Annotated in this window: 22 protein-coding genes; 10 read left to right on the forward strand and 12 right to left on the reverse strand. The window is 67.4% G+C overall.

The features are described 5' to 3' along the window. Positions 1–296: 296 nt before the first annotated feature. The 3 genes from Afe05nite_RS43865 to Afe05nite_RS18890 all read left to right on the forward strand — a co-directional run bounded on the left by Afe05nite_RS43865 (position 297) and on the right by Afe05nite_RS18890 (position 1,916). Positions 297–1,142 carry a C40 family peptidase gene (locus Afe05nite_RS43865; protein WP_239117962.1) on the forward strand — a complete coding sequence of 282 codons (846 nt, stop codon included), beginning with the start codon at positions 297–299 and terminating at the stop codon, positions 1,140–1,142. 41 nt (positions 1,143–1,183) lie between these two features. Further along, a complete protein-coding gene (locus Afe05nite_RS18885; RefSeq protein ID WP_203818448.1) occupies positions 1,184–1,381 on the forward strand; it encodes a hypothetical protein in 198 nt (65 codons plus the stop codon). 64 nt (positions 1,382–1,445) lie between these two features. Beyond that, positions 1,446–1,916: a GNAT family N-acetyltransferase gene (locus Afe05nite_RS18890; protein ID WP_438868435.1), complete on the forward strand. Its 471-nt coding sequence runs from the start codon at positions 1,446–1,448 to the stop codon at positions 1,914–1,916. Here Afe05nite_RS18890 and Afe05nite_RS18895 read toward each other — a convergent pair. Continuing rightward, entirely contained in the window at positions 1,897–3,093 is a 1,197-nt protein-coding gene (locus Afe05nite_RS18895) for a GAF domain-containing sensor histidine kinase (protein WP_203818450.1), read from the reverse strand. The genes Afe05nite_RS18890 and Afe05nite_RS18895 overlap by 20 nt on opposite strands. Before the next feature lie 314 nt (positions 3,094–3,407). Here Afe05nite_RS18895 and Afe05nite_RS18900 point away from each other — a divergent pair, with 314 nt between their 5' ends. Continuing rightward, complete coding sequence (locus tag Afe05nite_RS18900) at positions 3,408–3,938, forward strand: YbhB/YbcL family Raf kinase inhibitor-like protein (RefSeq protein ID WP_203818451.1); 531 nt, start codon at positions 3,408–3,410, stop codon at positions 3,936–3,938. A 70-nt stretch (positions 3,939–4,008) separates the two neighbouring features. Here Afe05nite_RS18900 and Afe05nite_RS18905 read toward each other — a convergent pair whose 3' ends face one another. Then, complete coding sequence (locus Afe05nite_RS18905; RefSeq protein WP_203818452.1) at positions 4,009–4,722, reverse strand: class I SAM-dependent methyltransferase; 714 nt, start codon at positions 4,720–4,722, stop codon at positions 4,009–4,011. A 266-nt stretch (positions 4,723–4,988) separates the two neighbouring features. Here Afe05nite_RS18905 and Afe05nite_RS18910 point away from each other — a divergent pair, with 266 nt between their 5' ends. Beyond that, the gene (locus tag Afe05nite_RS18910) at positions 4,989–6,977 is read left to right on the forward strand and encodes a DUF6311 domain-containing protein (protein WP_203818549.1); all 1,989 of its coding nucleotides are present in this window, start codon (positions 4,989–4,991) and stop codon (positions 6,975–6,977) included. Between the two features lie 52 nt (positions 6,978–7,029). Here the strand turns inward: Afe05nite_RS18910 and Afe05nite_RS18915 are convergent, their stop codons facing one another. Further along, positions 7,030–8,595: a hypothetical protein gene (locus Afe05nite_RS18915; RefSeq protein ID WP_203818453.1), complete on the reverse strand. Its 1,566-nt coding sequence runs from the start codon at positions 8,593–8,595 to the stop codon at positions 7,030–7,032. A 145-nt stretch (positions 8,596–8,740) separates the two neighbouring features. Between Afe05nite_RS18915 and Afe05nite_RS18920 the strand changes: the two genes are divergently transcribed. After that, a complete protein-coding gene (locus tag Afe05nite_RS18920; protein WP_203818454.1) occupies positions 8,741–11,233 on the forward strand; it encodes a hypothetical protein in 2,493 nt (830 codons plus the stop codon). Between the two features lie 40 nt (positions 11,234–11,273). Here the strand turns inward: Afe05nite_RS18920 and Afe05nite_RS18925 are convergent, their stop codons facing one another. Together Afe05nite_RS18925 and Afe05nite_RS18930 are read right to left on the reverse strand one after the other, a co-directional pair. Continuing rightward, the gene (locus Afe05nite_RS18925; RefSeq protein WP_239117966.1) at positions 11,274–12,452 is read right to left on the reverse strand and encodes a WD40 repeat domain-containing protein; all 1,179 of its coding nucleotides are present in this window, start codon (positions 12,450–12,452) and stop codon (positions 11,274–11,276) included. 52 nt (positions 12,453–12,504) lie between these two features. After that, positions 12,505–13,167, reverse strand: a complete 663-nt coding sequence (locus Afe05nite_RS18930) for a glycoside hydrolase family 16 protein (protein ID WP_203818455.1) — start codon at positions 13,165–13,167, stop codon at positions 12,505–12,507. Between the two features lie 196 nt (positions 13,168–13,363). Between Afe05nite_RS18930 and Afe05nite_RS18935 the strand changes: the two genes are divergently transcribed. Then, complete coding sequence (locus Afe05nite_RS18935; RefSeq protein WP_239117967.1) at positions 13,364–14,506, forward strand: polysaccharide biosynthesis protein; 1,143 nt, start codon at positions 13,364–13,366, stop codon at positions 14,504–14,506. Positions 14,507–14,511: 5 nt separating this feature from the next. Next, positions 14,512–15,702: a glycosyltransferase family 2 protein gene (locus tag Afe05nite_RS18940; RefSeq protein WP_239117968.1), complete on the forward strand. Its 1,191-nt coding sequence runs from the start codon at positions 14,512–14,514 to the stop codon at positions 15,700–15,702. 667 nt (positions 15,703–16,369) lie between these two features. Here Afe05nite_RS18940 and Afe05nite_RS18945 read toward each other — a convergent pair. Together Afe05nite_RS18945 and Afe05nite_RS18950 are read right to left on the reverse strand one after the other, a co-directional pair. Next, entirely contained in the window at positions 16,370–17,218 is an 849-nt protein-coding gene (locus Afe05nite_RS18945; RefSeq protein WP_203818457.1) for an NYN domain-containing protein, read from the reverse strand. Positions 17,219–17,299: 81 nt separating this feature from the next. After that, positions 17,300–17,932: a TetR/AcrR family transcriptional regulator gene (locus Afe05nite_RS18950; protein ID WP_203818458.1), complete on the reverse strand. Its 633-nt coding sequence runs from the start codon at positions 17,930–17,932 to the stop codon at positions 17,300–17,302. 90 nt (positions 17,933–18,022) lie between these two features. Between Afe05nite_RS18950 and Afe05nite_RS18955 the strand changes: the two genes are divergently transcribed. Then, positions 18,023–19,039, forward strand: a complete 1,017-nt coding sequence (locus Afe05nite_RS18955; RefSeq protein ID WP_239117969.1) for a zinc-binding dehydrogenase — start codon at positions 18,023–18,025, stop codon at positions 19,037–19,039. Positions 19,040–19,088: 49 nt separating this feature from the next. Here Afe05nite_RS18955 and Afe05nite_RS18960 read toward each other — a convergent pair whose 3' ends face one another. The 4 genes from Afe05nite_RS18960 to Afe05nite_RS18975 form a co-directional block, all read right to left on the reverse strand. Next, positions 19,089–19,943 (reverse strand): aldo/keto reductase, encoded by an 855-nt coding sequence (locus Afe05nite_RS18960; protein WP_203818460.1) that lies wholly within the window; start codon positions 19,941–19,943, stop codon positions 19,089–19,091. Between the two features lie 169 nt (positions 19,944–20,112). Then, entirely contained in the window at positions 20,113–21,534 is a 1,422-nt protein-coding gene (locus Afe05nite_RS18965; protein WP_203818461.1) for an MFS transporter, read from the reverse strand. Positions 21,535–21,681: 147 nt separating this feature from the next. Continuing rightward, entirely contained in the window at positions 21,682–22,353 is a 672-nt protein-coding gene (locus Afe05nite_RS18970; protein ID WP_203818462.1) for a TetR/AcrR family transcriptional regulator C-terminal domain-containing protein, read from the reverse strand. A 50-nt stretch (positions 22,354–22,403) separates the two neighbouring features. Continuing rightward, a complete protein-coding gene (locus Afe05nite_RS18975) occupies positions 22,404–23,300 on the reverse strand; it encodes a class I SAM-dependent methyltransferase (protein ID WP_203818463.1) in 897 nt (298 codons plus the stop codon). Positions 23,301–23,365: 65 nt separating this feature from the next. Between Afe05nite_RS18975 and Afe05nite_RS18980 the strand changes: the two genes are divergently transcribed. Then, on the forward strand, positions 23,366–24,127 hold the full coding sequence (locus tag Afe05nite_RS18980) for a hypothetical protein (protein ID WP_203818464.1): 762 nt from the start codon (positions 23,366–23,368) through the stop codon (positions 24,125–24,127). A gap of 88 nt (positions 24,128–24,215) precedes the next feature. Here Afe05nite_RS18980 and Afe05nite_RS18985 read toward each other — a convergent pair whose 3' ends face one another. Further along, positions 24,216–25,760: a methyl-accepting chemotaxis protein gene (locus tag Afe05nite_RS18985; RefSeq protein WP_203818465.1), complete on the reverse strand. Its 1,545-nt coding sequence runs from the start codon at positions 25,758–25,760 to the stop codon at positions 24,216–24,218. Positions 25,761–26,164: the final 404 nt, after the last annotated feature.

Here is a 26,164-nt window from a genome sequence, read left to right on the forward strand (position 1 = left end):
TCGTTTCCTCGATGGGGTGAGGGTGATTGTGTGAATTCAGCCCCAAAAGATTCCCGATCTGTGTTGGCATGGTCGACGGAAATGACGAGTTGTCCGGGTTCCCAATTTCGTCCATCGTCGGGCGGTGCGGGTGCGGCTAGACGTTATAGCCGGACCATTGGGATTCGCGCGAGTGCCCCGGGCCGATTTCGGAGGCAACGCTGCACCGTCCGTCCGCGAGTCGGGTGCTTACTGCAGGCGCGATTGCGCTGGCTGCGGTCACCCCGGCCCTAGAGCCTGTCGAGAACGCCGTCGCCGTGCAAGCGGCACCCCCGGCCCCGGTCAGTGAAGACCGGATCAGCCCGGAAACGGCCCCTCTCGACTCCGAATCCGCTTTCGCCACCAGGGCCGTCCTGGCCGATCGCGCCTCCCGCGCCACGATCCGGCGGGCCGCCATGCGTCCGCCGGTCGCCCGGCCGCCGGTCACCTCGGCGTCACGCCGCTCGGCCGGTCTGGCCGGTCGCCTCCGGGCGGTCGAGTCCCGGGCGGCCCAGTCCTTGGCAGCCCACTCCCGGGCGGTCGAGTCCCGGGACGCCGAGTCGCGGGCCGAGTCCCGGGCGGCCCAGTCGCGGGCCGAGTCCCGGGCGGCCGAGCCGCGGGCCGAGCGTCGAGCCGCCGAACACCGGGCGACCCGATCCCAGGTCAACCGGCGAGAACCAGCCGCCACCCGCAGCGTGCGGCAGCGCCTGGTGCGCCGGCTGCCGACCCGGGTCCGGACCGTCATCACCCGGCACACGGCCGTACCCCGCCGGCATCAGCGGGTGATGCGGCTGGGCAACATGACAGCCGTCATCGAGTACGCCCGGCAGCAGGTCGGCAAGCGCTACGTCAGCGGCGGTGAGGGTGGGCGGGGCTTCGACTGCTCCGGCCTCACCAGGGCGGCGTACGCGCGGGCCGGCATCCGCCTCCCGCACTCCTCCGGCGCCCAGGCGGCCCGGGCCCGACGGATCTCCCGCAGTCAGGCCCGCCCCGGCGACCTCGTCGTGGGTCCCGGCCACGTGGGTATCTACATGGGCAACGGGATGATGATCGATGCCGGTAACCGCCGCGTCGGAGTGGTGTATCGAAGGCTCTATTCGGGATTGTCGGTCGAGCGCCTGTAAATCGGTTCGCTTGATTGCCCGCGGCAGCGACAATCACGTCCATGGTTGTCGACAATTGGCCGCTGTTCGGTCTCGTGCTCCGCACTCCCCGTCTCGAAATGCGGATGCCCGACCTCGCCCGGCTCGCCGAGCTGGGTGAGGTCGCGGCCGCCGGCGTGCACGATGCGGCGGTGCAACCGTTCTCTGCCGAATGGACCGACCAATCGCCGGAGAGGGTCGCGAGTAGCGTACTTCAGTGAGGATTATTCAGGGCGGTGGGGATCCGGTCGCTGATCTGCGGCTCACTGCGAGTCAAGGTAGGCCCTGAATAACCCTCAGTGGCAATGGGGCACCTGGGCGTCGTGGCAGCCGGAAAACTGGTCGCTCGGTCTGGTGGCGATCACCGACGGCCGGGTGATCGGCACGCAGAGCCTCGACGCGAACCGGTTCGCCGTGCGGCGCGAGGCGGGGACCGGCTCGTGGTTGGGCCGCGACTTCCACGGCCGGGGCAACGGCACCGAGATGCGTGCGGCCGTGCTCGAGCTGGCCTTTGCCGGGCTCGACGCGGAATATGTGACGTCGGAGGCGTTCGAGGACAACCACTCGTCGTACGCGGTGTCGCGCAAGCTCGGCTACCTCGACGACGGCATCACGAGGCACGTCATCCGGGGCGTACCGGTCACCGGCCGCCGCCTTCGCCCGGATCGGCCGTCGTGGCAGGCGGCCCGGAGCATCCCGGTCGAGATCGAGGGCCTGGCCGGCTGCCGGGAGATGTTCACCGGTTGGACAAGGTGAGGCGCACGGTCGTGCCGACGCCCGGCTCGCTCGACAGGTGCACGCTGCCGTGGTGCGCCTCGATGATCGACTTGACGATCGCGAGACCCAGGCCGGGTCCCTGCACCGCCATCAGATCGGCGGACGCGCAGCGGTAGAACCGGTCGAACACGTGCGGCAGGTCCTCCTGGGCGATCCCGACCCCGTTGTCCGTGATGGTCATTTCCGGTTCGCCGTCGGACTTCGCGGTCACGATGATCTCGCCACCCTCGGCGGTGAACTTGATGGCGTTCACCACGAGGTGGTTGAGGGCCTGGGTGAGGCGCTTGGCGTCACCGCGGGCCGGCACCGGGCTGCCGGTGTGGTCCCGCAGCCGGACCTTCTTGTGCTCGGCCAGCGGCCGGCACCCGGTGGTCACCTGATGGGTGAGGTCGGCCAGGTCGAGTTCGTTGACGTCGAGCTCCATCGCCTCGTCGGTGAGGCGGGCCACCAGCAACAGCTCGTCGATGAGCCGCAGCAGCCGGTCCGAGTTGCGCTGCATGACCCCCAGGAAGCGGCGCGACGTCTCACCGTCGAAGTCGCCCTCGAGGAGCATCTCGAGGTAACCGCGAATGGTCGACAACGGCGTCCGCAGTTCGTGGCTCACGGTCGCCAGGAACGAGTCCTTCATGCGGTCGAGCTGGCGCATCCGATCGGCGATGTCGCCCGCGTGCCGGGCGTAACGGCGCAGTTCCAGCTGCACCGAAGCGTGCCGGGCCAGGCTCCGTAACCCGCGCCGCTGCGCCTTGTTGAGCTTCCGCGGCTCCCGGTCGACGACACAGACGGTGCCGACCGCGTACGTGCCGTCCAACACCACCGGGACGCCCGCGTAGAACCGAAGCCCGTTGAGCACGTACGGGTTGTCGCTGAACCGTTTGTCCGCGCTCGCGTCCGGCACCTCGAGCAGCTCGTGCCCGATGATCGTGTGCGAGCAGAAGGAGAACTCCCGGGGCACGTGGTTGAGATCCAGCCCGACCTTGGCCTTGAACCACTGCCGGTCGCTGTCCACCAGGCTGACCAGCCCCATCGATGTGCCGCAGATCTCGGCGGCGAGCAGCGCGATGTCGTCGAAGTCCTCTTCCGGAGCCGTGTCCAGGACCCCGGCGTCGTGCAGTGCGGCGAGCCGAGCCGGCTCATCGAACGGCACAGGGGCTTTCACCCTCAAATGCTCTCATTCCGGACGGTCCGTCACGATGTATTCGGATACAGCAGTCGGCACCCGCCTTCTGGCAGGTGCCGACTTGCTATCTCTCGCCACCGGGCGCGGGGATCTCAGCCGCACGCACCCGGTCGGGTGTCGGACAGAAGCATCGCCCCGGCACACCTTTCCGCCGCGCACCACCTGTGCGTCGCACCGATCGGGTGACGGTGTGGCGCAACGGACTCGCAAGCTCGGCGTCATCCGGGGCGGTTAGGCTCGATCAAGGTGGGAATCAGGAGGAGGTTTTCACCATCTCGACGGAGGACATCGCCATGAGTCTCGACCGCGCCGTCGCCCCCGACCCGTACGACATCCTGCCGCCGGTCCCGTCCTTCACGGTGACCAGCACGGACGTTACGGACGGGCAGCCACTCGACGCTCTGTTCGCGCACACCAGCGTGGGTGGGAAGAACCTGTCCCCGCAGCTCGCCTGGTCGGGTTTCCCGGCCGAGACGCGCGGCTTCGTGGTCACCTGCTTCGACCCCGACGCGCCGACCGGCAGCGGCTTCTGGCACTGGGTGCTCGTCAACCTGCCGGCATCGGTGACCGAGCTGGAGCGCGGCATCGACCAGCTGCCCGACGGCGCGTTCTGTGTGCGCAACGACTACGGCGAGAACAACTACGGCGGTTCGGCGCCACCGCCCGGGGACCGCCCGCACCGCTACGTCTTCGCCGTGCACGCGATCGACGTCGACACCCTCGAGGTGAGCCCCGAGGCCTCCCCGGCGTACGTCGGCTTCAACCTCGCCTTCCACACCCTGGCCCGCGCCACCGTCCGCCCCACCTTCCAGGTTCAGGGCTGAGGCCGCGCGCATCCCGGGCACGACAAAGCCGCCGGGTAGAGCCCGGCGGCTTTCGGCTGTCCCGCGAGGTTCAGCTCTTGGTGCGCGCCACCACGAACACCGACTGGCCGAACGGCGGCTTCACGAGCGACTCGGCGGCCTTGGTCACCGGCAGCACCAGCGAGTCGTACACCTTGACCATCGGGCCCTCTTTGGGCGCCAGCTTGAAGATGCTGGTCGCGCCGTAGTAGCCGATGAGGCCCAGGGCGTTGGCGTAGTGCAGCTTCTCGATGTCGAGGCCGGCCTCGTTCATGGCCGCGCGCATCGTCTTCTTGGTGTAGCGCCGGATGTGGCCGGTCGCGATATCGACCTGGCTCATCGCGAACATGAAGGCGGGCACGATCAGGATGACCCGGCCGCCGGGGCGGACCAGCTCGGCCATGCTGCGCAGCGCGCCGACATGGTCCTCGATGTGCTCCAGCACGTTGTACGACACCGCCGCGCTGTATTCACCCGCGGCATCGGTCGACGGCAGCAACATCTGCCGGACATCGATGTTCGGGTAGTCGGCCATGCGCTCCTTGAGCTGCACGAGCCGATCGGGGTCGGCTTCGGTCGCCGTGAACCGCGGAAGGTGCTCAGCCCATTCGATCGCGTAGTCGCCGAGGCCGCTGCCGATCTCGATCGGGTTGTCACCCAGGTACGGGAGCGCGAGCTCGACGAACCACCGACGGTGGTTGACGGCCGTAGCGAGGCCCTCGAGCACTTCGGACTGGATCCGCTGGTCTCCAGTGATGTCTGCCATAAGTTGAGTTCCCTTGTCTTGCTGATCGAGGGCTGACAGCGGGACCGATCGAGTTAACCATCCGGCGAGCGGAAGAGAAAGTTGAGAGGCCCTCAGCCACTCATTATTTGCCTGATTGAGACATAGCGTGGCGGGGTAGTCGGCCGCGTTGGCCGCGAAGTCCCGCTAGCTGCGGATGCCCCGAATACAGCGTTCATATCGGCTGGATCACGCCTCGGGCGCTCGACACAACACCGTTACCAAGCTCGGTTAGGGTGGCCGGTGCTATGACGATTACGGGTATTGACTCGACAGGCCAGTCGGCGGGCGGGAACGTTCTGCCGTCCCGTCAAGAGACCGACCCCGAGGACTTGGACGCGGAGCTGCTGGCACTGGACACAGATGTCGAGACGGTCGCCCCGCCCTCCGTAGTACCCGGTGTCGCACTCGCCCCTGAGCAGGAGCGCGAGGCGCTCGAACCGCGCCGTCGCCTGCGCTGGCTCAACTGGCGGGACGTCCTTGCGATAGTGACGTTCATCGCCGTGGCGCTCTATCTGACGTCGCCGTTCTGGCTGCATCTTGATCATGAGTCACTCGACGATCCGCAGGATCAGGCATTTTTCGAGTGGATGTTGGCGCATGGCGCTCGTGTGTTCACTGACGGTGTCTATCCGTTCTTCTCCGATCGCATGAATTACCCCGATGGGGTGAACATGATGGCCAACACCTCGGTGTTGGCCGTTTCCTTGCCGCTCGCTCCGGTGACCCTGCTCTTCGGGCCGCATGTGTCCTACAACGTTTTTCTCACACTTGCATTGGCCCTCACCGGCATTTCATGGTATTTCGTTCTCTCCCGCCAGTTCGTCACTTCCCGGCTGGCCGCCTGGGTGGGCGCGCTCTTCTGCACATTCGCGCCGAGCATGGTCTCGCACGCCGGTGGTCACCCGAACATTGTTTCGCAATTCCTGGTGCCGCTCATCATCTGGCGGACATTGCGCCTGCGGGAGGCCGGACGGGCCCTGCGCAACGGTCTGATCCTCGCCCTGCTGCTGATCTGGCAAGCCTTCATCAACCTTGAGGTCTTGTTCATGACGGCCGTCGGTCTCGGCTTCTTCTGCGCGATCATGGCGGTGGTCCGGCGCAAGCGCGCCCCCGGTGAGGTGCGCGGATTCGTTCGCGGCCTGCTCGTGGCCGGCTCGGTCACGCTCGCCGTGCTGGCCTATCCGCTGTCCGTTCAGTTCTTCGGGCCGCAGAGCTATCACGGCCTGCCGGAGTTCGTGCGCGGCTTCGGCACCGATCTCGGGTCGTTCACGGCCTATTCCAGTCGGTCGGTTGCCGGAAACAACATCCTGGCCGAGCGGCTCGCCCAGAATCCGCAGGAGGAGAACGCATTCTTCGGCTGGGGACTGGTCATTCTGTTCATCGGCTTGATCGTCTGGATGCGCCGTACAGCGGCCGTACTGGCGCTTGGCGGGGTTGCACTTCTCTTCGCCGCGATGTCGCTCGGACCGCGAATTTTCCTCAACGGGATCAACACTGGCGTACCGGGCATCTGGGCGGTATTGCACAGCGTTCCGGTGCTCAACTCCGCGGTTCCGACCCGGTGGGCGATGGCGATTGCGCCGGCTGTCGGCATTCTGCTTGCTCTGGGCGTGCAGCGCGCCATCGAGCTCGTGCGCGCCCAGCCGTCGGCCCGCGGCCCGGTCCGGGTGGCCATGATCACGGCGGTGGCGATGGCTCTGGTGCCGCTCGCTCCGACCCCGCTGGCCACCAAGAAGATGGTCCCGACGCCCGAGTTCGTCTCGTCCGGTGCCTGGCGGCAGTACGTCGACGACAACCACACCGTGGTGACCCTGCCGCTGCCCGACTCGGGCAACCCCGACGCGATCCGGTGGAGCGCGTCGACCGGGCAGGACATGCGCATCGCCGGCGCGTACGCGTTGCTGCCGAACCAGAACCCGCTGAACCCGACCGACCGGACGGCGATCTTCTCGCCGCCGTGGCGGCCGACCAACGGTCTGATGGTCTCGATCAAGCAGGGCAACCCGATTCCGGAGATCACCGACACCCGCCGCGAGATGACCCTCGCCGACCTCCGCTACTGGAAGGCCGCCGTGGTCATGCTGACTCCGCAGGTGCGTGACTCGGAGATGCTGCGGGCCATGACCGGCCTGCTCGGCTTCGAGCCGACCTGGACCGGCGGCGCCTGGATCTGGGACGTGCGCGACCTGGTCGACGACCCCGACGCGGTGCTCACCGGCCCCGACATCGACTGATCGGGGGCGGTCTTGCGACCGCCCCCGGAGTAACCGGCCGTGCCGGATCTACTCAGCCGATGGCGTACGCCCGGAAGATCGTCACCTCGGTGTAGGAGCCGTCCGTGTTGGTCTCGCGGGCGCGTAGCGACACGGCCCCGCTCGACGGGTTGCTGACCACGGCCGTCCAGCTTCCGCCGGTCCTGCGAACCGGCACCGACCGCCAGGTCGTGCCGTTCGTCGACATCTGCGCGGTCACGGTCTTGACCGTCGGGTTCTTGCCCGCTTTGAGCTCGCTCCCGGACTTGCGGGTGAGCTTGAGCGCGACGTTCGTGGTGCTCGCCGGCCCGGCCTTGTTGTAGAGGCTCAGCCCGGCCGGGATCATCTGGACCGCGTAGACCGGTGCGAGCGCGGTGGCCTTCGGCTTGGCCTGGAACCGGTAGGTGGCCACCGACGAGGTCGACAGGATGCCGGGCCAGTAGGTGATCTCCGGGTAGTACCGGCTCGCCGAGTTGGTCAAGGTGTACCAGCCGGCCTTCTTCACCTTGTACGACAGGAAGGTCGTGTCCGGCATCCAGCCGGTGTCCTTCTTCGTCGCGACCACCTTGCTGCCGAAGCGCAGGACGGCCGTGGCCCGGTCGCCACCCTCGACGTTCGACCCGGTGCCGGGGTAGTACGGGTCCTCGAAGCCGTTGTTCAGGTTGTACGAAAGCCGGCCGGCGGCCATCGTCGGGAGCAGCGTGCCGGGTCCCCAGGCCGAGGCGTAGAAGCGCGCTCCGGTGGTCTGGCCCGCCACGACCTTGCGGGTGGTCATGTAGCCGCCGATGTCCCACGACTCGCCGGTCTTCTTCGCGGTCGCGAACTCGTCGGAGCGGATGTCCCAGCTGGTCGGCGAGAGTCGGAGCCGGGTCACGGTCGGCACGTCGGTGCTCACCAGTTCGGCGAAGAGGCGGTGGCCGCAGCCGGGGGCGACCGGTTGTACGGCGATGTCGCTGGAGTTGGTGCCGCCCGGCCCGCGTCGCGACTCCACCAGGACGGTCCCCAGCGCGGCGGGCCCGTAGGTGCGGGTCGGGTCGGCCGGCACGCCGGTGGTCTGGTTGAGCACGGCATAGCTGTCGGTCGTGCCGGACAGGTCGGTCCACGAGCCGAGAGCCGCGAAGCCGACCTTCTTGGAGCCGGTCGGTACGACGTAGATCTGGTCGCCACCGGCCTCGACGTCGTAGCTGGCGCCGGTCAGCGAGCAGACCCGGACCGACATCTGGGTGATGAGCCCGTCCGGCGCCGGGCTCAGGGCCACGCCGACCCGCTTGCCCTGGCGGGCGTCGACGGTCACCTTGGCCGCGCCGGAGACGTTCACGGTGTAGCCCGCGAGCGTGGTCGTCTCGCCGGTCACGATCCGGGCGAGGACGGCGTACGTTCCCTTGGGCAGCTTCTTGGCGGCGCCGGTCTTGATCGTGTATCCGAAGCTGGTGTCGACGTCGACCGCGGTCGCCGAGATGGTGACCTTGGTGCCGGCGCGGTTCAGCGCGGTCAGGGTGAGGGTGCCGGTGGCGGCCAGAGCGGCGCTACCGGTGCTGAGCAGAAGAGCCGGGATCGTGGCGGCGGTGGCCAGGATCCGTCCCGTACGAGAAAGCTTCATCGGTCCCCGAGACAAATCGAAGTGTTCGCTGATCCTCCTTGGGACGGATCGGCTCCGTATCGTCCTTTCGGTCAATGTTCGTCTATGCGATGCTTCTCGCCGGTCGGGCCCACTTGAGGCCCATCGATGTTCACGGGGGCACGACATGCGTCCAGGACGTATGTGTTCGCTCATTCTCGCCGGCACGCTCGGGATCGGGGCGGGTGGTCTCGGCAGCGCGCCGGCCTTCGCCGCGGCCGGCGGGCCGACCGGGCTCACCACCGCCGACCAGGCCTGCGCCACCGCCGCACCCGGTCCTTATCTGAGTCCCACCCGGCTCAACGACGCGCAGGCCGTCCTGCTGCGCGGCAACTACGACACAGCGGTCTGGGGCGCCGAGCCGACCGCCGACTTCCAGGTCTGGGACACCGCCCACCCCGACGCGCCGCAGGACTGGAGCGAACGGGCGGGTGCGTCGAACGGCAAGCTCCTGGTCCAGCTCGAGGACCCGGCACGACAGCTCGACGGAGTCACGTACGCCTGGAAGGTCCGGGTCGTCGCCGGCTCCGACACCTCGCCGTGGAGCGACACCTGCTACTACACGGTCGACCGCACGGGCGGCGAGGCACCGGCCGTCTCCTCGGCCGACTACCCGGCCGGTGACAGCGCCCACGGGGAGATCGGCACCGCCGGCTCGTTCACCTTCACGCCGGCCGCCGACGACACCGTCAGCTACACCTACATGTTCTGGGACAGTGTGGACTCCGGCTCCACCACCGGGTGGCAGAACGTCCAGGCCGGTGCGGTCGGCGGGCCGGCGACGATCAGCTGGAAGCCGCGGACCGCCGGCTCCACCTCACTGTCGGTGCGCGCGATCGACCGGGCGGGCAACTACTCCGAGCAGCAGTACTACGCCTTCAACGTGCGCGAGACGCGGCCCAGCGTCTTCTCCGCCGCTTACCAGAACTCCGAGGGCTACGGCGACCTGAAATACAACGTCGGGGTGCCGGGCCAGTTCGACTTCTCGGCGAACATCGCGGACACCACGTCGTTCGCCTGGCACATCGACCAGGACGGTCCCGCCGGCACCGCCGACGCCGACGCCGACGGCCGGGCCAGTGCGCTTATCGCGCCGACCAAACCAGGGCACCAGACCCTTTACGTACGCAACGTGACCCGCGACGGTGCGCCGCATCCGGAGCAGGCCTACCCGTTCTACGTCGACAATGGACCGGCCGTCACCGGTGACATCGACCGCGGCGTGATCATCGGGTCGTCGCTCCGCTTCCACCTCGAGCCGCGCACCGGCAACGTGACCTCGTACGTCTACTGGAACGTCGGTGGCGACTCGTCGGAGTCGGCCAAGACCACGATCCCGGCCGCCGCCGACGGCTCGGCCGAGCTGACCTGGACGGCCGACAACACCAACCAGCACACGATCGGCGTACGGGTGCAGGCCCGCAGCGCCGACGGCACCCTCTCCGAGTCGCGCTGGCTGTCGATGAGCGTCTGGGGAGCCGCTCCGACGGTCACCCGCTCCGGCGGTGACGTGGTCGGCACGACCGCCACCTTCACCGCACGCACCGAGATGGCGAACCCGACCGAGTACGAAGCGGTCCTGAACAACGACGCCACGACGAAGCAGATCGTGCCCGCCGCCGCGGACGGCACCGCGACGTTCAAGTTCACGGTGACCAAGGCGCAGTACACGTACGTCAGTGTGATCGCTCGGAACGCCGCGGGTGTGCGCACCGACTCTGGTGGCACGTCCTGGTCGGTGACCAACGGCCCGGTGGTCACCTCGACCGACTTCCCGGCCCGCGGCTCCGGTCACATCGCCCCGGGTAAGTTCACCTTCAAGGCCCAGCAGGCCGAGGCGACCAAGTTCGTCTACTCGATCGACAGCACCGACGTCTACAACGCCGAGGTCGCGGTCGGCCCCGCCGGCACGGCCGAGGTGACGTGGACGCCGACCACCTCGGGCTACTTCAACCTGCACGTGACCAGCAGGACCGCGGCCGGCGCGCGCTCGTCGGAGACGTATTACAGCTTCTACGTCGAGGCCGACCCGGTGACTGTCACGTCGGTGTCGCCGAGCACTGTGGAGACCGGCGGAGTCCGCACCCTTCACATCACCGGCTCGGGCTTCAACACGGGCAACTACGTCGCGGTGCACACGGCTGACGGCAACTACCTCAGCGGCACGATCACCGGGGTGTCCGCCGATCGGCGGACCCTCACCGCCACCGTCGACCTGACCTATGCGGTGACCGGCCCGGCCTCGGTCGACGTCCAGCCCGACGGTTACAACTCGGCGGTCCGGCTCGCCAACGCGTTCACGGTGATCGCTCAGCCGGCCCTCAAGGCGACCGTCGCGCCGGTCATCAGCGGCACCGCGGTGGTCGGGTCCAAGCTGAAGTCGTCGACCGGCACCTGGGATCCGCGGAACGCGACCTTCACGTTCCAGTGGACGGCGAGTGGCAACCCGATCAGCGGCGCGACCAAGGCGACCTACCTGGTGCGGCCGAGCGACCTCGGCAAGAAGCTGTCGGTCTCGGTCACCGCGACCCGGGCCGGCTACACCTCGGCCACGGCCAAGTCGGCGGCCACGGGCGCGGTCACCAAGGGCCACGCCCCGGTCGGCCCCGTCCGGAAATAGTCACGCGGCCGCCCCGGGGACACCGGGGCGGCCGCGCTCGTCAGGCAAGCTTCCTCGGCAGACGCCACAGCCGGGCCTCGTCGTCCTTGCCGGCGGTGATCAGGCGTTTGCTGTCCGGAGTGATGCGCAGGGCCCAGACCGGCCCCTCGTGTCCGGCCAGCGGTTCGCCGACGGCACTTCCGGTCTCCGGGTTCCACAGCCGTACGGTCCCGTCGTCACTGCCGGTGGCCAGCAGCTTTCCGTTCGGGCTGAAGCGCATGGCGCGTACCGGGCCGGTGTGGCCGACCAGGGGCGCGACGGCCGGCTGACGGGTCAGTACGTCCCACAACCGGACCGTGTTGTCGCCGCCGGACGAGGTGGCCAGGAGCGTTCCGTCGAGGCTGAACGTGAGGGCGTACACCGGGGCGGCGCTGCCGGTCAGCGGTGCACCCGCGAGTTCGCCGGTGGCCACGTCCCACAGCCGGACCACGCTGCCGCCGTCGGAGGTGGCCAACAGTTGCGCGTCGGGGCTGAAGCTCATCGCGTACACCGGACCGGGGTCGGCGATCAGCGCGTCGCCGACCGCCTGGCCGGTGCGGGTGTCCCACAGCCGCACGGTGTTGTCGGTCCCGGCCGTCGCCAGGTGCCGTCCGTCCGGGCTGAACACGACCGAGCCCACCGCGCCGACGTGGCCGGTCAGGGCGCGCACCAGGGCCCCGGTCGCGGAGTCCCACAGCCGGATCGTGCCGTCGATCCCGGCCGCGGCCACGAGCTGCCCGGTCGGGCTGAAAGTCACCGACCGTACCGCCCCGACCGGGCCGGCCAGGGGCCGCCCGGACCGCTGCCCGGTGGCGGCGTCCCACAGCGACACCTCGCGGTCGCCGGCCACCGCCAGCACCTCGCCGTCCGGGCTGTAGTTGATGGAATGGATCGGTGCGACCTGGCCCCCGAACGGCCGGCTGACCCGGAGCCCGGTGGCGGTGTTCCACTGCCGCACCGACCCGTCGCTGACGGTGGCGAACACCTTGCCGTCCGGGCGCACGGCGATGATGCCGTTCATGCCCGGCACGACGCTCCGGTTACCGGCCTCGCTCCGGTTCTCCGCGGCGAAACCGGCCCGCGGGTTGGCGAGCCCGGTCGCGATGCCGGTGAAGGCGAGCAGCCCGATCAACGCCACGGCGAGGGCCGACCCACCGCGGCGCCGGTGGCCGCCGTTCGTGTAGTCACTCTTGGTAGTCACATCGGCACCGTAAGGTCCCGATCCGTGCTCGTTCAGCCCGTTCGCCCCGGGTTCATCCGGCCGGGTTCGCCCGGTAGGTGGCAAAGTCGACGGCTGTGTACCGCATAGTCGATGCGGGTGTTCCGGCCAGCCATTGCGGATACCACGTGTTGAGGTACAAGTTCATCCGCTCGCGAGGCACTCCGTCGTCCCACGCCTGAACGAGCTCATCATCGACGTAGAACTCCACGCCGGTCCGGGTCTGGGCAATTCCGTACAGGTGGAAATCCGCTGTCGGGTCGAACGGCAGCGCCTGCTCACTGGTGTGCGTCAACGCGCCGTCCGCATAGGTCGAGAAGCGGATCCGGCCGGCCGGCTGGTTGAAGAGCTCGATATCGATCTCGTGCGCCAGGTCGGGGGGCGCGTAAAGGAACAGTCCGGTCACCGAGGTAGGGGCATCGGCCAACTTCATCCGGGCTTCGAACACTCCCGCGCCCACCGGGGTGACGGTCTTCATCTCGGCGCCGCCGAGCGTCCCGCCCGGCATCCTCAGGCGCAGCTCACCGCCCCGGACCTCGACGTTTGCCGGGTCCATCACACTTCGTCCGAGAGGGTGGCGCTTGCCGGCCGTCCAGAGAGCTGCATCCATTGAATCGAATTCGTCTTTGAATTGCATCGATGGCGATTCGTTGGGCCAGAAGTAATGAGCGCCGGTAGCGGCCAGAAAGATGATCACAAGGGAAGCTGAAATCCTTTTTGCCCGCCGCATGACTGCGAGCGTACAGCTACTTCCTGCGTTTCGTCCGTGCGTACGTGCCCGCTGATCGGACACCACGCCGGATGGCGAGAATCGCCCGGATCATCATCAGAACGGGGTCGACCGAAAGTCCCTAAGCGCGCCGGAGGGCTTGCTATCGGTGGGTGCGCGGATATTGTTTCCCCGCACCTTGGAAAACTATTCTGCTCAGGAGCCTTCTGTGTGCACCGCCATTACCGCGGATATTGCGCCGTTCTTGTTGGGCCGCAGCCAAGATATTGTGTACAGCGCCGAGGCGCGGACCCTCGTGAACCGAAAAATCGTCCTCGTCACCGGCGCGGGCGGCTCCATCGGCAGCGAGATCGTCCGGCAGGTACGCAGCCTCGACCCCACCGCCGTGTACCTCCTCGACCACGACGAAGGCGCACTTCATGCGCTGCAACTGGAATTGCAGGGGCACGGGCTGCTCACCGACCCGTTCGTCCTGCTTGCCGACATCCGCGACGCCGGCACCATGCGGCGGATCCTCGCCGAGATCAGGCCCGACATCGTCTTCCACGCCGCCGCACACAAGCACCTTCCGCTGCTCGAAAGGTTTCCCGCCGAGGGAGTCAAGGCAAATGTCGAGGGCACTCAGAACGTCGTGGCCGCGGCGGTCGAGGCCGGCGCGGAGTTGGTGGTCAACATCTCCACCGACAAGGCAGCGCACCCGACCAGCGTTCTCGGCGCGACCAAGCGAGTGGCCGAGAACATTGCCGCCAGCTACGCCACCGAGCTCACCAGGGTGGCCTCGGTGCGCTTCGGAAATGTGCTCGGCAGCCGCGGAAGCCTGCTCACCTCTTTGCGGTGGCAGGTGGCGAACGCGAACGACATCACCGTCACCGACCCGGCCGTCACCCGCTTCTTCATGACGATCCCCGAGGCGGCGACGCTGGTGATCGAGGCCGCGGTCCTCGCCCACCGCGGCGAGACCTATGTGCTCGACATGGGGCGACCGGTACGGATCCTCGACCTCGTGCAGCGCTACCTGGAATTCACCAAGGCTGACAACCGGATCGTGTTCACCGGCCTGCGCGGCGGCGAGAAAATGCACGAGCAGCTCGTCGACAGCACCATCGAAGCGGTTGGGGCGACAGCACACCCACGCATCTCCCGGATCGACCGCCCGGCGCTCGACAATGCCGTCTTCCGGGCCGCCGTCGACGGACTGTGTCGAGCGGCGGCCTCGGCATCCTCCACCGAACTGCTCGATATGCTGTGGACGCTTGTCGAGCCGAAGCCGGTCCCCGACTCGGCCCTGGTCGAGTTCGTCGCATGATGGCGATGACAGCCGGCTGGTTCTTGTCGCTGTTGCTCATTCCGTTGGCTTGGCTCCTGATCGACGGGATCGGCGGGTTGCGGGCCCGGCATTCCGCCGCTTCCGCCGTCGGCACCGACGAGTTCCACGACTTCGCTGTCCTCGTCCCGATCTACGGAAACATCAAGTACCTCGAGAACGTCGACTACCTGGCCCGCTATGGCCGGCGCGTGGTCCTTTGCACCACGACCGGAGAGTCGCCCGAGTTCGAGGAAGCCCTGTCCTGGATAGCGCGGCGACACGACTTCCGCATTTTCCGCGCGCTCGCTGACAACTCGTCCACGCCGGGAAACAAACGGGCAACCGGTGGCACGGTCCGGGACACCGTGATCCGGGCGGTGCTCCCCACCATCGACGAGGCATACGTCGTATGCCTCGACGCCGACACGACCACAAGTCAACCCCTGGAGATCCTGGTCGGGGCCCTGCGACGCCGTGGACTCGACCTCGCCTCTATCCGCCTTGTCCCGTCCAACCGCCACAAGTCACTACTGACCCGGTTCCAAGCACACGAGTACCGCCTCGCTATGAAGCTGCGGGTCATTGCCCCCTGGCTGGTCTCGGGCGCGTGCCATGCCGCTCGCACCCCCGCGCTCCACGGCGTCATGAACAACCACTCGATGTTCTTCCAGGGCAACGACGTCGAGACCGGAGTGCTGGCCGGAGCCATGGGCCTGCGGGTCGGGCACGTCCCGTTCGAGGTTCCCACCCGGGTCCCGGAAACACTCAAGGACTGGTGGCGGCAGCATCTGGCCTGGGCCGGCGGTGAGTTCCGGCTGTTCGTCATCAATGCTCACGTCGGCTTCCGGCACCCGTTCTTCTGGTGCTACGGCCTCGTGGTCACCCTCGCCATGCTGCCGCTGCGGCTGCTTGCCTTGGGCCAAGGACATGTCGGCGTCATCGGCGGGGTCATCGCTCTGTACGTCGTCCTCAGCGCCTACCTGCACTGGTCCCACCGGGACTACGCACTGCTGCTGATGCCGTTCTACGCGGCTTTCATCAGCATCGTCATGGTTCCCCTGGGGCTCGTGTCCTACGTTCTGATGGCGCACCGCGGCCGCAACGCCGGGCTCATCCGGCTGCCTGACGCCCGTAGCGCCGCTCCGCCCGGCGAACTGGTCGACACCGGCCCACGCTCGGCTCTTGAGTACCGATAACCCGGGGCCGCACTCGACCGGCCTGCTCAAGAACGAGGGCCCCGGCGCGGAAAGCGCCGGGGCCCGGGGTTTACGGGTTCAATACACCATCTACCGACAGGTTCGTCGGGTTCTCTTTTCCACACTGCGTCGCTAGCAGCGACGGCGAGTGCGAGGATCGCATATGCGTGACCGGAGACCACCTCACAATTCGATGGGACCTCGGTGTCCGCCCCAGAAATCGTCTTACATTCTGATGGCGGGCGATCCAACGGCGCTAAACCCTCCCTTTCCTCTGTATTCCATTACTACGGTGGAAACCACCGCCGGTGTCGGAGCCCCACGCGACTTCATGGCCCCGCCCACGTGCGACGGATCTTCTTGCATCAGACGGAGCCCCGAACCTGCATCGGCCCCACCTGCGGTGCCCTGACCTGGAATTACGTCAAGGTCTTGACTGCACTTGCACTTGCCGTGTTGCTTGCGGCGAGGTCGTTCCGCCGCAGGTGCCGAGCGAGCCACGAGAACTTCCGGGCCCTGCTTGACGCTCGGCCTGTCACGTCTGCGTTTTCACAGATCTTCCCTGTCAACGGGAGTAACACTACCCAGCGGAGCCAAGAATGTCTAGTTCTTCGAGACTAGATTTTCTGGGCGTCCGGAACGGCATTCGCCGGTGTGGCCGACTCGACTAGACCTTGTCGTACTGCTCCCAGAACTCCCCCCGAAGCTGGTGCCGCACAGCCTCGCTCAGGTCGGTGCCACCGCGCCGATCCGACAGGTCGGTCAGCAAGGCCTTGTCGATGTCGCGCGGAATCGACGGTTTTCCCGTCGTCAGCTCCGCCAGCGCCTCCGGGGTGGCGGACCTGCGGAAAGTCGTCAGGACGTTGGTGACCACCGAGTCGATCTGCTCGGCGAGCTCGGCCGGTTCCTCGTACTTCGCCTTGGCCCGCAGTCGTCCGCCCGGCCCGCCCACCGCGATCGACTGCGCCGTCGGTTGCGTCGGGGGCGGAGACATCTCGACCTTCGTCACCGTCTGGTCGATGGTGTCCGGAAAGAGAATCTTGAGCCCGTCGGCCGCCCGGATCAGGTGCCGGCTGATGCCGTGCGGCCGGTCCTCCGCGTTGGGAACGGCGAGGAGAATGACTTGCACGCCGTGCACCTGCGCCTCCTCGACCGCCTCGGTCAGATCGTCGTCCCCGGAGACGAGGATGAAGACGTCGGCGGCTCCGTTGCGGGCATGCGTCACCAGATCAAGCCCGATCCGCAGGTCGACGCCTTTCTGCTGGCCGTCCACGCCGAACCGGCCGAGCCGCAACTTCACGTTCGGCAGCTCACCGATGAATTGCTGCAGCGTGTCGGGTACGCCGTCTCTCGCCGAGTCGTACCAATGCACTCGCAGCACCGGCAGCTCGGACAGCGCCTCGGCCTGCTGGACAAGCGCGTCGATCAGTGGCTCATAGTCGACCTGAATTCCGTTCCGTAGCGACGTTCCTGTCACCCGGACGGCTGTGGCGCTGAGCAGATAACCGACGTCCACATAAAGGGAGCACCTGGGCCTCACAGTGCACAGGATGCCCTATGCGCGGTGCGCACGACGACGCGGCGGCCGGGCGGGCAGTTATCGGAGGCACCGGCCGACCACGGTTTCGAGGACGTCCTGGGTGATGTCGGGTGGCCACGGGAAGGCGCGGGAGACCAGCCGCTGGTGGATGTAGCCGTGCAGGAAAACCCAGGTGATGACGGCGTCGGGGTACGGATCGCGCGGCGGATCGCGGCGGCAGGCGCGGATCGCCTCGACGAACACGCTCAGCGCGTCCTGTCCCAGTTCGTTGACGACGCGTGGTTCGACGGCTCCACGGTCGATGGCGGCGGTCGCGTCCCACTGGCCGTTGAACATGACGTGGTAACGGCCGGGATGCTGCTGGGCGTAGTCGAGGTAGGCTCGGCAGACGGCTCGTAGCCGGGTCTCGGGTGGGGCGCTGCCGTGGCCGGCCGCGCTGAGGTGCTCGGTGAGGTCGGCGAACGCCTGCCTGGCCACGGCGAGCAGGATCGCGTCGATGTCGGCGAAGTGCGCATAGATCGCCGGGGCGCTGACGCCGACGATCCGGGCCAGGCCCCGCAGGGTGAGCCCGCCGACGCCGCCCTCGTCGACCACGGTGAGGGCGGCCGTCACGATCTGATCGCCGAGCAGGGCTCCAGCGCCACGCGGGTTGCGTACACGTCTCGCGGGGGTGGTCGGCGGTGTCGTCATGCCCCGATCGTACAAGTTAACTTGACGCCCGTAAATAAACGGCGTTTACTCATCCGCATGAACCCGCCAGCTCATGAGGGAAACGAGCAGATGAAGACGTTGCAGATGGTCCTGCCCTCGGTCGGCGAGCCCGAGGTGATCGAGCCGCGGCAGGCGACACTCGCGCCGATCGGATCAGCCCAGGCGCGGGTGCGCGTGACCGTGACCGGGGTGTCCTTCGCCGAGCAGGCGATGCGCCGAGGCAAGTACTACCAACAGCCCGCGTTCCCCTTCGTCCCCGGCTACGACCTGGTGGGGGTCATCGAGGAGTTCGGCGCCGACGCTCCGGCCGGCCTGGCCCTCGGCCAACGCGTCGCCGCCCTCACCAAGATCGGTGGATGGGCCGAACAGGTCGTGCTCGACGCCGCCGACCTCGTTCCGGTCCCGGACGCGGTGACCGATCAGGACGCCGAGACCGTCATCATCAACGGCCTGACCGCGATTCGGGTCCTCCGCCTGATCGGCGCCCGGCGCGGTGCCACCATCGTCGTGCTCGGGGCTGCCGGCGGTGTCGGCTCCGTGCTCGTCCAACTCGCCCTGCGCGCCGGTCTGCGGGTCATCGGCACCGCCGGCCCCAGCCAGCAGGACCGCCTGCGCGCCCTCGGCGTCATCCCGATCGACTACCGCGCCGAGGACGTCGGTCGCCGCGTGCGGGAGCTGGCCCCCGACGGCGTCGCCGGCGTCGTCGACCACGTCGGCGGCCCCGGCATCCGGACCTCCTGGCGGATGCTCGCCCGCGGGGGTTACCTGGTCAGCCTCAGCGACATGAGTGTCGCCGGCGCCAAGCACCCGATGGTCCCGTTCATGCGTCACTACCTGCGGCTGCAGCTGTGGAACATCCTGCCCAACGGCCGGCACGCCAAGTTCTTCGACATCTGGGCCGGGCACCGCGACCTTGCCACGTACCGCCGCCGGCTCAGCGACGACCTGCAAACTCTCTTCGCGCACCTGGTCGCCGGCGACATCCACGCCCCGATCGACTCCGTCTACCCGCTCAAGCAGGCCGCCGCCGCCCTGCGGCGAGCCGAACAGGGCGGACTCGCCGGCAAAATCCTGCTGGTCACCTGAGCCGACGCCCAGTGGCCCGAGCCATTTTGGTGGCCCGGGCCGGCGTTCGTCAGCTCTTGGCGCCGTAGTTCATGGTGTCGGGGTTCGCGCCCGTACGCCCCTTGTCGCCGCGGTCGAGGGCGGTGATGCTGCCCATCGCGCCGCCGTCGAGCTCGAAGTCGAAGATCTCGAAGTTCTCGCGGACCCGCTCCGCCGTCTTCGACTTCGGGAAGATGATGTCGCCGCGCTGGATGTGCCAGCGCAGGACGACCTGTGCCGGGGTCTTGCCCACCTGGCGGGCGATCTCGGTGATCACCGGGTCGGCGAGGACCTCGCCCTGGGCGATCGGGGAGTACGCCTCGGTGGCGATCTCGTTGTCGGTGTTGTACGCGCGCAGGGCGTCGTTCGTCAGGTACGGGTGCACTTCGATCTGGTTCACCGCGGGGCGGACCTGGGTCTCGGCGCGCAGCCGGCCGAGGTGGTGCTCGGTGAAGTTGGAGACGCCGATCGAGCGGGCCCGGCCGTCGCGGTAGAACTCCTCGAGGGTGTTCCACGTCTGCACGAAGTCGCCGCCGTAGCTCCCCGGCATCGGCCAGTGGATCAGGAACAGGTCGACGTAGTCGGTGCCCAACGCCTTGAGGGTGTCGTCGAACGCGTTGCGGGCGTCGTCCGGCTCGTGGAAGCCGTTGTTGAGCTTGCTGGTGATGAAGAACTCGCTGCGGTCCAGGCCGGAGTGGTGCACGGCCTCACCCACGCCCGCCTCGTTGCCGTACATCTGGGCGGTGTCGATGTGCCGGTAGCCGATCTCGATCGCCGTCTCGACAGCCGCGCGGGTCTCCTCCGGCGGAACCTGGAAGACGCCGAAACCCAACTGCGGGATGGTACGGCCGTCGTTGAGCGAGATGGCCGGGATTGCGGAACTCATAGTTCTCCTCTTGCTCGTCGGGATGCCGTAACCAAGCCATACCCGCTGAGCGGGCCGATCCACCGGTTCGACCGCATGCGTCGCTGTGATCGGCAAGACCCAGGCAAGATCAGAAGATCAGCGGCGATACGTACGTTTCGTACTGTACGTGGCGTTATCTGGGTAGGCGTCAGTGGTCGAGTTCGGCGGCCTGCTTGGGCAGGAGCGGGACCGCGAGCAGGCAGAGGGATACGAGCCCGAGCGAGACGAGCAGGGTGATGGTCATCGCTCGGACGCCACCGGAAGCCACGGTGGTGAGGAAGACGCTCGTCACCACGGCCGAGCCGATCCCGTTGGCCACCTGTTGCACCGCGCTTATCGACCCGCTGGCCGCGCCCGCCTCGTGGGCCTCGACGTCACCGAGCGCGGTGTTGAAGATCGTGCTGAAACAGATCCCGGCGCCGAGTCCCATGATGAACAGGGCGATGGCGTTCTGCCACCAGGTGATGTCGAGGCCGGCCCGGTTGACGAAGAACAGCAGGACGGCGATGCCGAGTACGTCGAGAAGGAGCCCGGCGAACGCCAGCCGGCGGCCAAGGCGGCCGATCAATGCCGCGCTGGCCCCGGAACCGCCCATGATTCCTATCGTCAGCGGGATCAGGCTGATGGCGGTGTGGGTCGGGGTGTAGTGCAGTTCGTACTGGAAGAACAGAGACACCACGTACATCAGGCCGGCGAAGGCGGCGAAGACCAGCAGGCCCATGATCAGACCCGCGGTGAAACCGCGGTTCGTGAAGAGCGAACGGGCGAGCAGCGGCTCGGGAGTGGTCGCCTGACGCCGCACGAATCCGCCGAAGACGACGACACCGACGACGATGCTCGCGATCGGAAGGGCGTCCCAGCCGTCGGTGGACCCGGTGATGAGGCCGAACAGGACGCCGAACAACGCCGCGATGAGCAGCAGCGAACCGAGCACGTCCAGCCGCGTGCCGCGATGCGCCGGCACGTTCGGCAGGAACCGCCAAGCGAAGACCAGGGCAAATCCGCCGATCACGATGTTGATCAGGAAGATCGGGCGCCAGTGCAGACCGAAGAGGTTCGCGTCGATCAGGAAACCGCCCAGGATGGGGCCACCTACCGCGAAGATGCCGAGCATCGGCGCGAACACCGAGAACGCCTTCTGCATCGCCGCTTTGGGAAACGTCGCGGTGATGATCGCCATGCCCTGCGGAATCAGGAACGCGCCGAAGACGCCCTGGAGAACGCGGGCCGCGATCAGCGTCCCACCGTTGGGGGCCAGGCCCGCGAATGCCGAGGCCGCCACGAAGCCGGCCATGCCGGTGAGGAAGGTCTGCCGCTGGCCGAATTTGTCGCCCACCCGGCCGCCAAGGACGAGAAGCGAGCCAAGGGCGAGAGCGTACGCGGCTCCCAGCCACTTGATGAGCGATTCGCCGGCGCCGAGGTCGTGCACGATCGACGGGGCGGCGATGTTGGTGATCGTCGAGTCGACCAGGTCGAGGGCATCGGCCAGCAGTACGGCGATCAAAGTCAGCCAGAGCTGGGTGTTCGAGATCGTTTTCGGCGTTGCCTCGGCCGGCGGCGTCGTGGTCATGGGTGCACCTGCAATCACTGGGGATCTCGTTCTCTACGAACGCGTTCGCTACACCACGATAACGAACGTGTTCGTAGCGAACAAGGTCCGATCGGCCGACCGGGGTGCGTCAAGCGGTGTGGAGAAGCCCGACCCCGTGGTCGCGGGTCAGTCGGCGATGGCCTTGAGGATCTGACCGAAAGCCCAGCGCATCCGCTCCAGGCCGGTGCCGGAGAACAGCTCGTCGCGGGCGCGGACTATGTGCGGGTAATCCTCGGTTGCCGCCGCGCTGATCGCGGCGACGAGTTCTTCCTGCTCGTGCTCGGCTTCGCCGGCCTCCGTGCGGCTGCCCTGCTCGGCGGCGGTTGCCGTGGCGTGTTGCAAGAGCAGATCAACCCCCCAGGCGGCCTGCCGGGTCTGAACGCCACCGGCGGCGAGAAGCCCGAGGATGGACTCGATGAGCGCTAGATACCGAGGCCCGTACGGACGCAGCGTGAGCACCGACCGGGCCAGGCTCGGATAGCCGAACAGCAGCGTGGTGTAGGCGATCAGCAGTTCGGTGAGCTGCTCGCTCCAGGCCGCACCGCGGTCCTCGGCGGGCGCCGGCAAATCCGCCAGTAGCTCGTCAAGCAGGGCGCCGTGCAGTTCGGCGGTATTGCGCAGGTAGACATAGAGCGACGCCGGCCCGGTGTCGAGTTCGGTCGCCAGCCGTCGCATGGTGACCCGCTCGAGTCCCTCTTCACGCATGATCTGCAGAGCGGTCGCGACGACGCCTTCGCGGCTCAGGGGCGGCTTGGCCGGCCGGTCGCGGCGGCTGACGGGAATGCGGCGCGCGCTCATCATTTGATCGTAGCGAACGCGTTCGTGGGGTGCTCGAACGAGCCTCGGCGCTATTGCTGGACGCGGTAGGCGGCCACGTCCCACGTCATCCTGTAATAGTTGCGCACCATGGTGCGGTCCTGCAGTTGCAATGCCGGCATCTTGTCGACCTGGCGCCACAGGCGTTTCACGTTGGCGCCGCGGAACATCGAGATGATGACGAGCCCGTTTCCGGACAACCACTGGGTGCTGCGGGCCAGGACTTCGAGCGGGCGCTCCAGGTAATACAGCGACTCGTTGAACACCACCACGTCGAACCGGTCGGCCGGCTCCCACACGTTGCTGTCGGCCACCTCGAAGCTCACCCCGTCGCCCGCGCGCTCGTTGGCCTGCCGAATCGCGTTCGCCGACAGGTCGACTCCCCGGTAACGGCCGAACCGGGAGCGGTCCATCAGCTCCACCAGCCGGCCCTGCCCGCACCCGATGTCGAGGACGTCCGGCCGCTTGCCGCCGTAGCGGGAGTAGCCGACGATCGCCATGTAGTGCGCGATCTCGCCGATTTCGTAAAGGTAGTCCCAGCCCCCACCCTCGTACTGCGTCTCCCAGCTGCTAACCGGTAGCGGCCCCTGCCGCGGGCCGAGGCCGACGCGACTCACGGCCGCCCGAACCAGGCTGCTGACGGTGGTGTCCCGACTGAAAGGCACGCTTTTTCTCCTCATTCGAGTGGCGACGATGTCACTGTCGAAGCGGCGGGCGTACATCGTCGGACGTAATTTCCACTGAGGATAGAGCGAGTAGTCGGTTCGGGACGGCCCCGTCGGGGTCGATGCGGTGGATAAGCCGTGCTCTTCGGAATTCGCCTCGAAAGCAGCGTACGGTCCAAAAAGGAAATGCTGCGCCCTGATGGCTTTGATGGATCGGTTCGGCAGGTGAATGCTGTCCGAACGGACGGTACGGTCGCGTTGCATCGTGTCGCATGATCTTTCCCGCTGATGTTCGCCGGAACGTCGATCCTCTCGTGACTGGAACGCTCATGACTTCTGTGCGCCACCGCGCCCTCGCCCTTCTGCTCGCCGTCGCACCGGCCGCCGCGCTGCTGACGGCCGCGCCGGCTCAGGCCGCCCGCTCCGCGGCTCTGCCGACGGTCAAGTCCGTGTCGACGAGCAAGACGAGTTTCGTGCTCAGCTCCAAAGCGGGGTGTAGCAAGGTCACCTTCACGGCGGTGCTCAGCGCGCCCATGCCGACGTCCGGCTACCTCCTCTCGCTCGTCGGCATCGACCTGTACGCACCCGGCAAGTCCGGCGACGACACCTATGCCGGCACCAAACTCAACCGGGTCGGGTCCAGCGCCACCTACTCCGGCTCGCTCAACTTCTGCGGCAAATACACCCCTGGCGCGTGGCGCGCGGAGGTCTACGGCGCGGCCGTTCCGAACGATGCCGACGACGAGAGCGACATCCAGCAGACCAACGTCGTCAAGGTCGGTATCTCGCTCAAGCGACCGTCCACGCTGTCCTTCAACGCGTCGCCGGAGCCGGTGAAGAAGGGCAAGAAGCTCACCGCGGCCGGCACTGTCAAGGTTGACGGCAAGGCGCTGTCCAAGGCCACCGTGCAGATCTACTTCAAGGCCAACGGTGCGAAGGCGTACTCGTTGAAGGGCAGCGCCACCACCAACAGCAAGGGCGCCTTCACCAAGAAGTTCACCGCCGCCAAGACCGGAACTTGGAAGGCCGTGTACGCCGGCAACACCACCAAGAACACCGCCGGCGCGACAGACGCGGTCAAGGTCAAGTAACCGAGCGCCGGCGGCCCGGGGCGACTTGGCCCCGACCGCCGGCGACAACTCCTTCGGCCGATGATCGACCGGTGGTTGCTGGACTGCGTCAGTACTTGAACTGGCCGACCAGGCCGTGAAGCGTGGCGCTCATTCGGGCGAGCTCGGCGACTGCCTGCTCGGAGGAGACGATCGCGGTCGACGTCTCGGACACCGCTGTCGACACGGTTGACAGGCTTTGGGAGACCTCGCGGCTGCTCGCCGAGGCTTCCGTCACGTTGCGGGACATCTCGGAGGTGGTCGCGGTCTGCTCCTCGACCGCCGAGGCGATGGTGGTCTGGTAGTCGTTGACCCGGGCGACGATCTCGCTCACCCGCCGGATCGCCTCGCTCGTCGCGGAAGCGCTTTGCTGGATGTGCTGGACACGTTTGCTGATGTCCTCGGTCGCCCGCGCGGTTTCCTGGGCGAGGTCTTTCACCTCGCTGGCCACCACGGCGAATCCCTTGCCGGATTCCCCGGCGCGAGCCGCCTCGATGGTGGCGTTCAGCGCCAGCAGGTTGGTCTGCTCGGCGATCGCGGTGATCAGGTTGACCACGTTGGTGATCTCGGCCGAGGACTGGCCGAGCATCGTGACGGTCCGGCTGGCCTCCTCGGCGACGCGCACCGCCTCGATGCCGGCCTGGCTGGCGTCGGAGGTATTCGAGGCGATCTCGCGGATCGAGGCGCCCATCTCCTCCGCCCCGGCGGCGACAGTGGTCAGGGAGATGCTCATCGCCTCCGTGGAACCGGCGACTCCGCCGACCTCACGAGAGGTCTGCTCGGCGGAGCCGGCGATGTGGCGGGTGCCACTCGACAATTGCTCACTGGCGGCAGCGAGCGAGTTCGCCTGGTCACCTATCTGCGCGATGATGCCGGCCAGCTTCGCCACGAATCGGTTGAAGGTTGCCCCGAGGGTCCCGAACTCGTCGCGCCGCGATTCGTCGACCCGGTTCGTCAGGTCACCCCCGCCGTCGGCGATTTCCGCCAGCCGCCTGGTCAGCCCGGTCAGCGGCCGGAGGATGCTGCGGGCCAGCAGCCAGGCCAGGAGCATGACAAGTGCGGCGGCAAGCAGGACGCCCCCGATGATCACCGCCCGCGATGTGCTGGCGGTCTGCGCCGTTTGGTCGGCCCGCACGGTGAGCAGACTTGACTCGGTATTTCCCATCGTGGCCAGGGCGGCATGGATCTGGGTCATCACCGCCGCACCCTTGTTGGTCAGCACGATGTCCCGGGCCTGGGCGAACCCGCCGGTGCGGCGCAACTCGATCGTCTCGCTCATTTCAGCGAACTTGGCCTGTACGAGCTGGCGCAGTTCCGCGATTCGCTTCTGCTGAACGGGATTGTCAGCGGTGAGCTTGGCAACCGCGTCGATCCGTCCGGTCACCGCCTGGGACGCTTCGGTGTACGGCGTGAGATACGCGGCTTCTCCCGTGATCAGGTAGCCACGCTGCCCACTCTCGGCGTCCTTCAACACCCCGGTGATCTCATCGAGCCCCTGCAGCACCTGGTAGGTGTGGGCGACTTGGCCGCTGTTCCTCTCCAGTGTCGTGGTGTTCCGGTACGCCAAGGTGCCCACCACGCACAACACGAACAGGGGTACAGCGAACGAGGCCACCAACCGCGGAGTAAGGCGCTGCATCCAGCTCATAAAGATAAGCCTCCTTCGATGGGCGGGAGAAGCGCCGCCGGGGAACGGGGAATCACACCTTTTGATCGGGTGCTGTGTCCTCGAGTTGAGGACCCGGCCGCGGGTTCCTTTTTCACCGTGGCGCCGGACCTGGCGTGCCGATCGGTAAGGGTATTTGCTTTGGTGCAAGCGTCAACCGCCGAACGGACACATTTATGGACGACAATAGATGGCAATCCGTTGAACAGTGGCCGCGTTCGCGCCGCCGGTGTTTTCCCCAGATTCCTCCCTGATGGCGGTGAGTCGGGTTCATTTTTGGTGGAAGTCGCGCTGTTGTGTCGTTGATCGGCTGGTACGCAAACGGCCTCCGATGCATTCTGACAACGCATTGA

It is taken from the genome of Paractinoplanes ferrugineus (genome assembly GCF_016862195.1).
Lineage (GTDB): Bacteria > Actinomycetota > Actinomycetes > Mycobacteriales > Micromonosporaceae > Actinoplanes > Actinoplanes ferrugineus.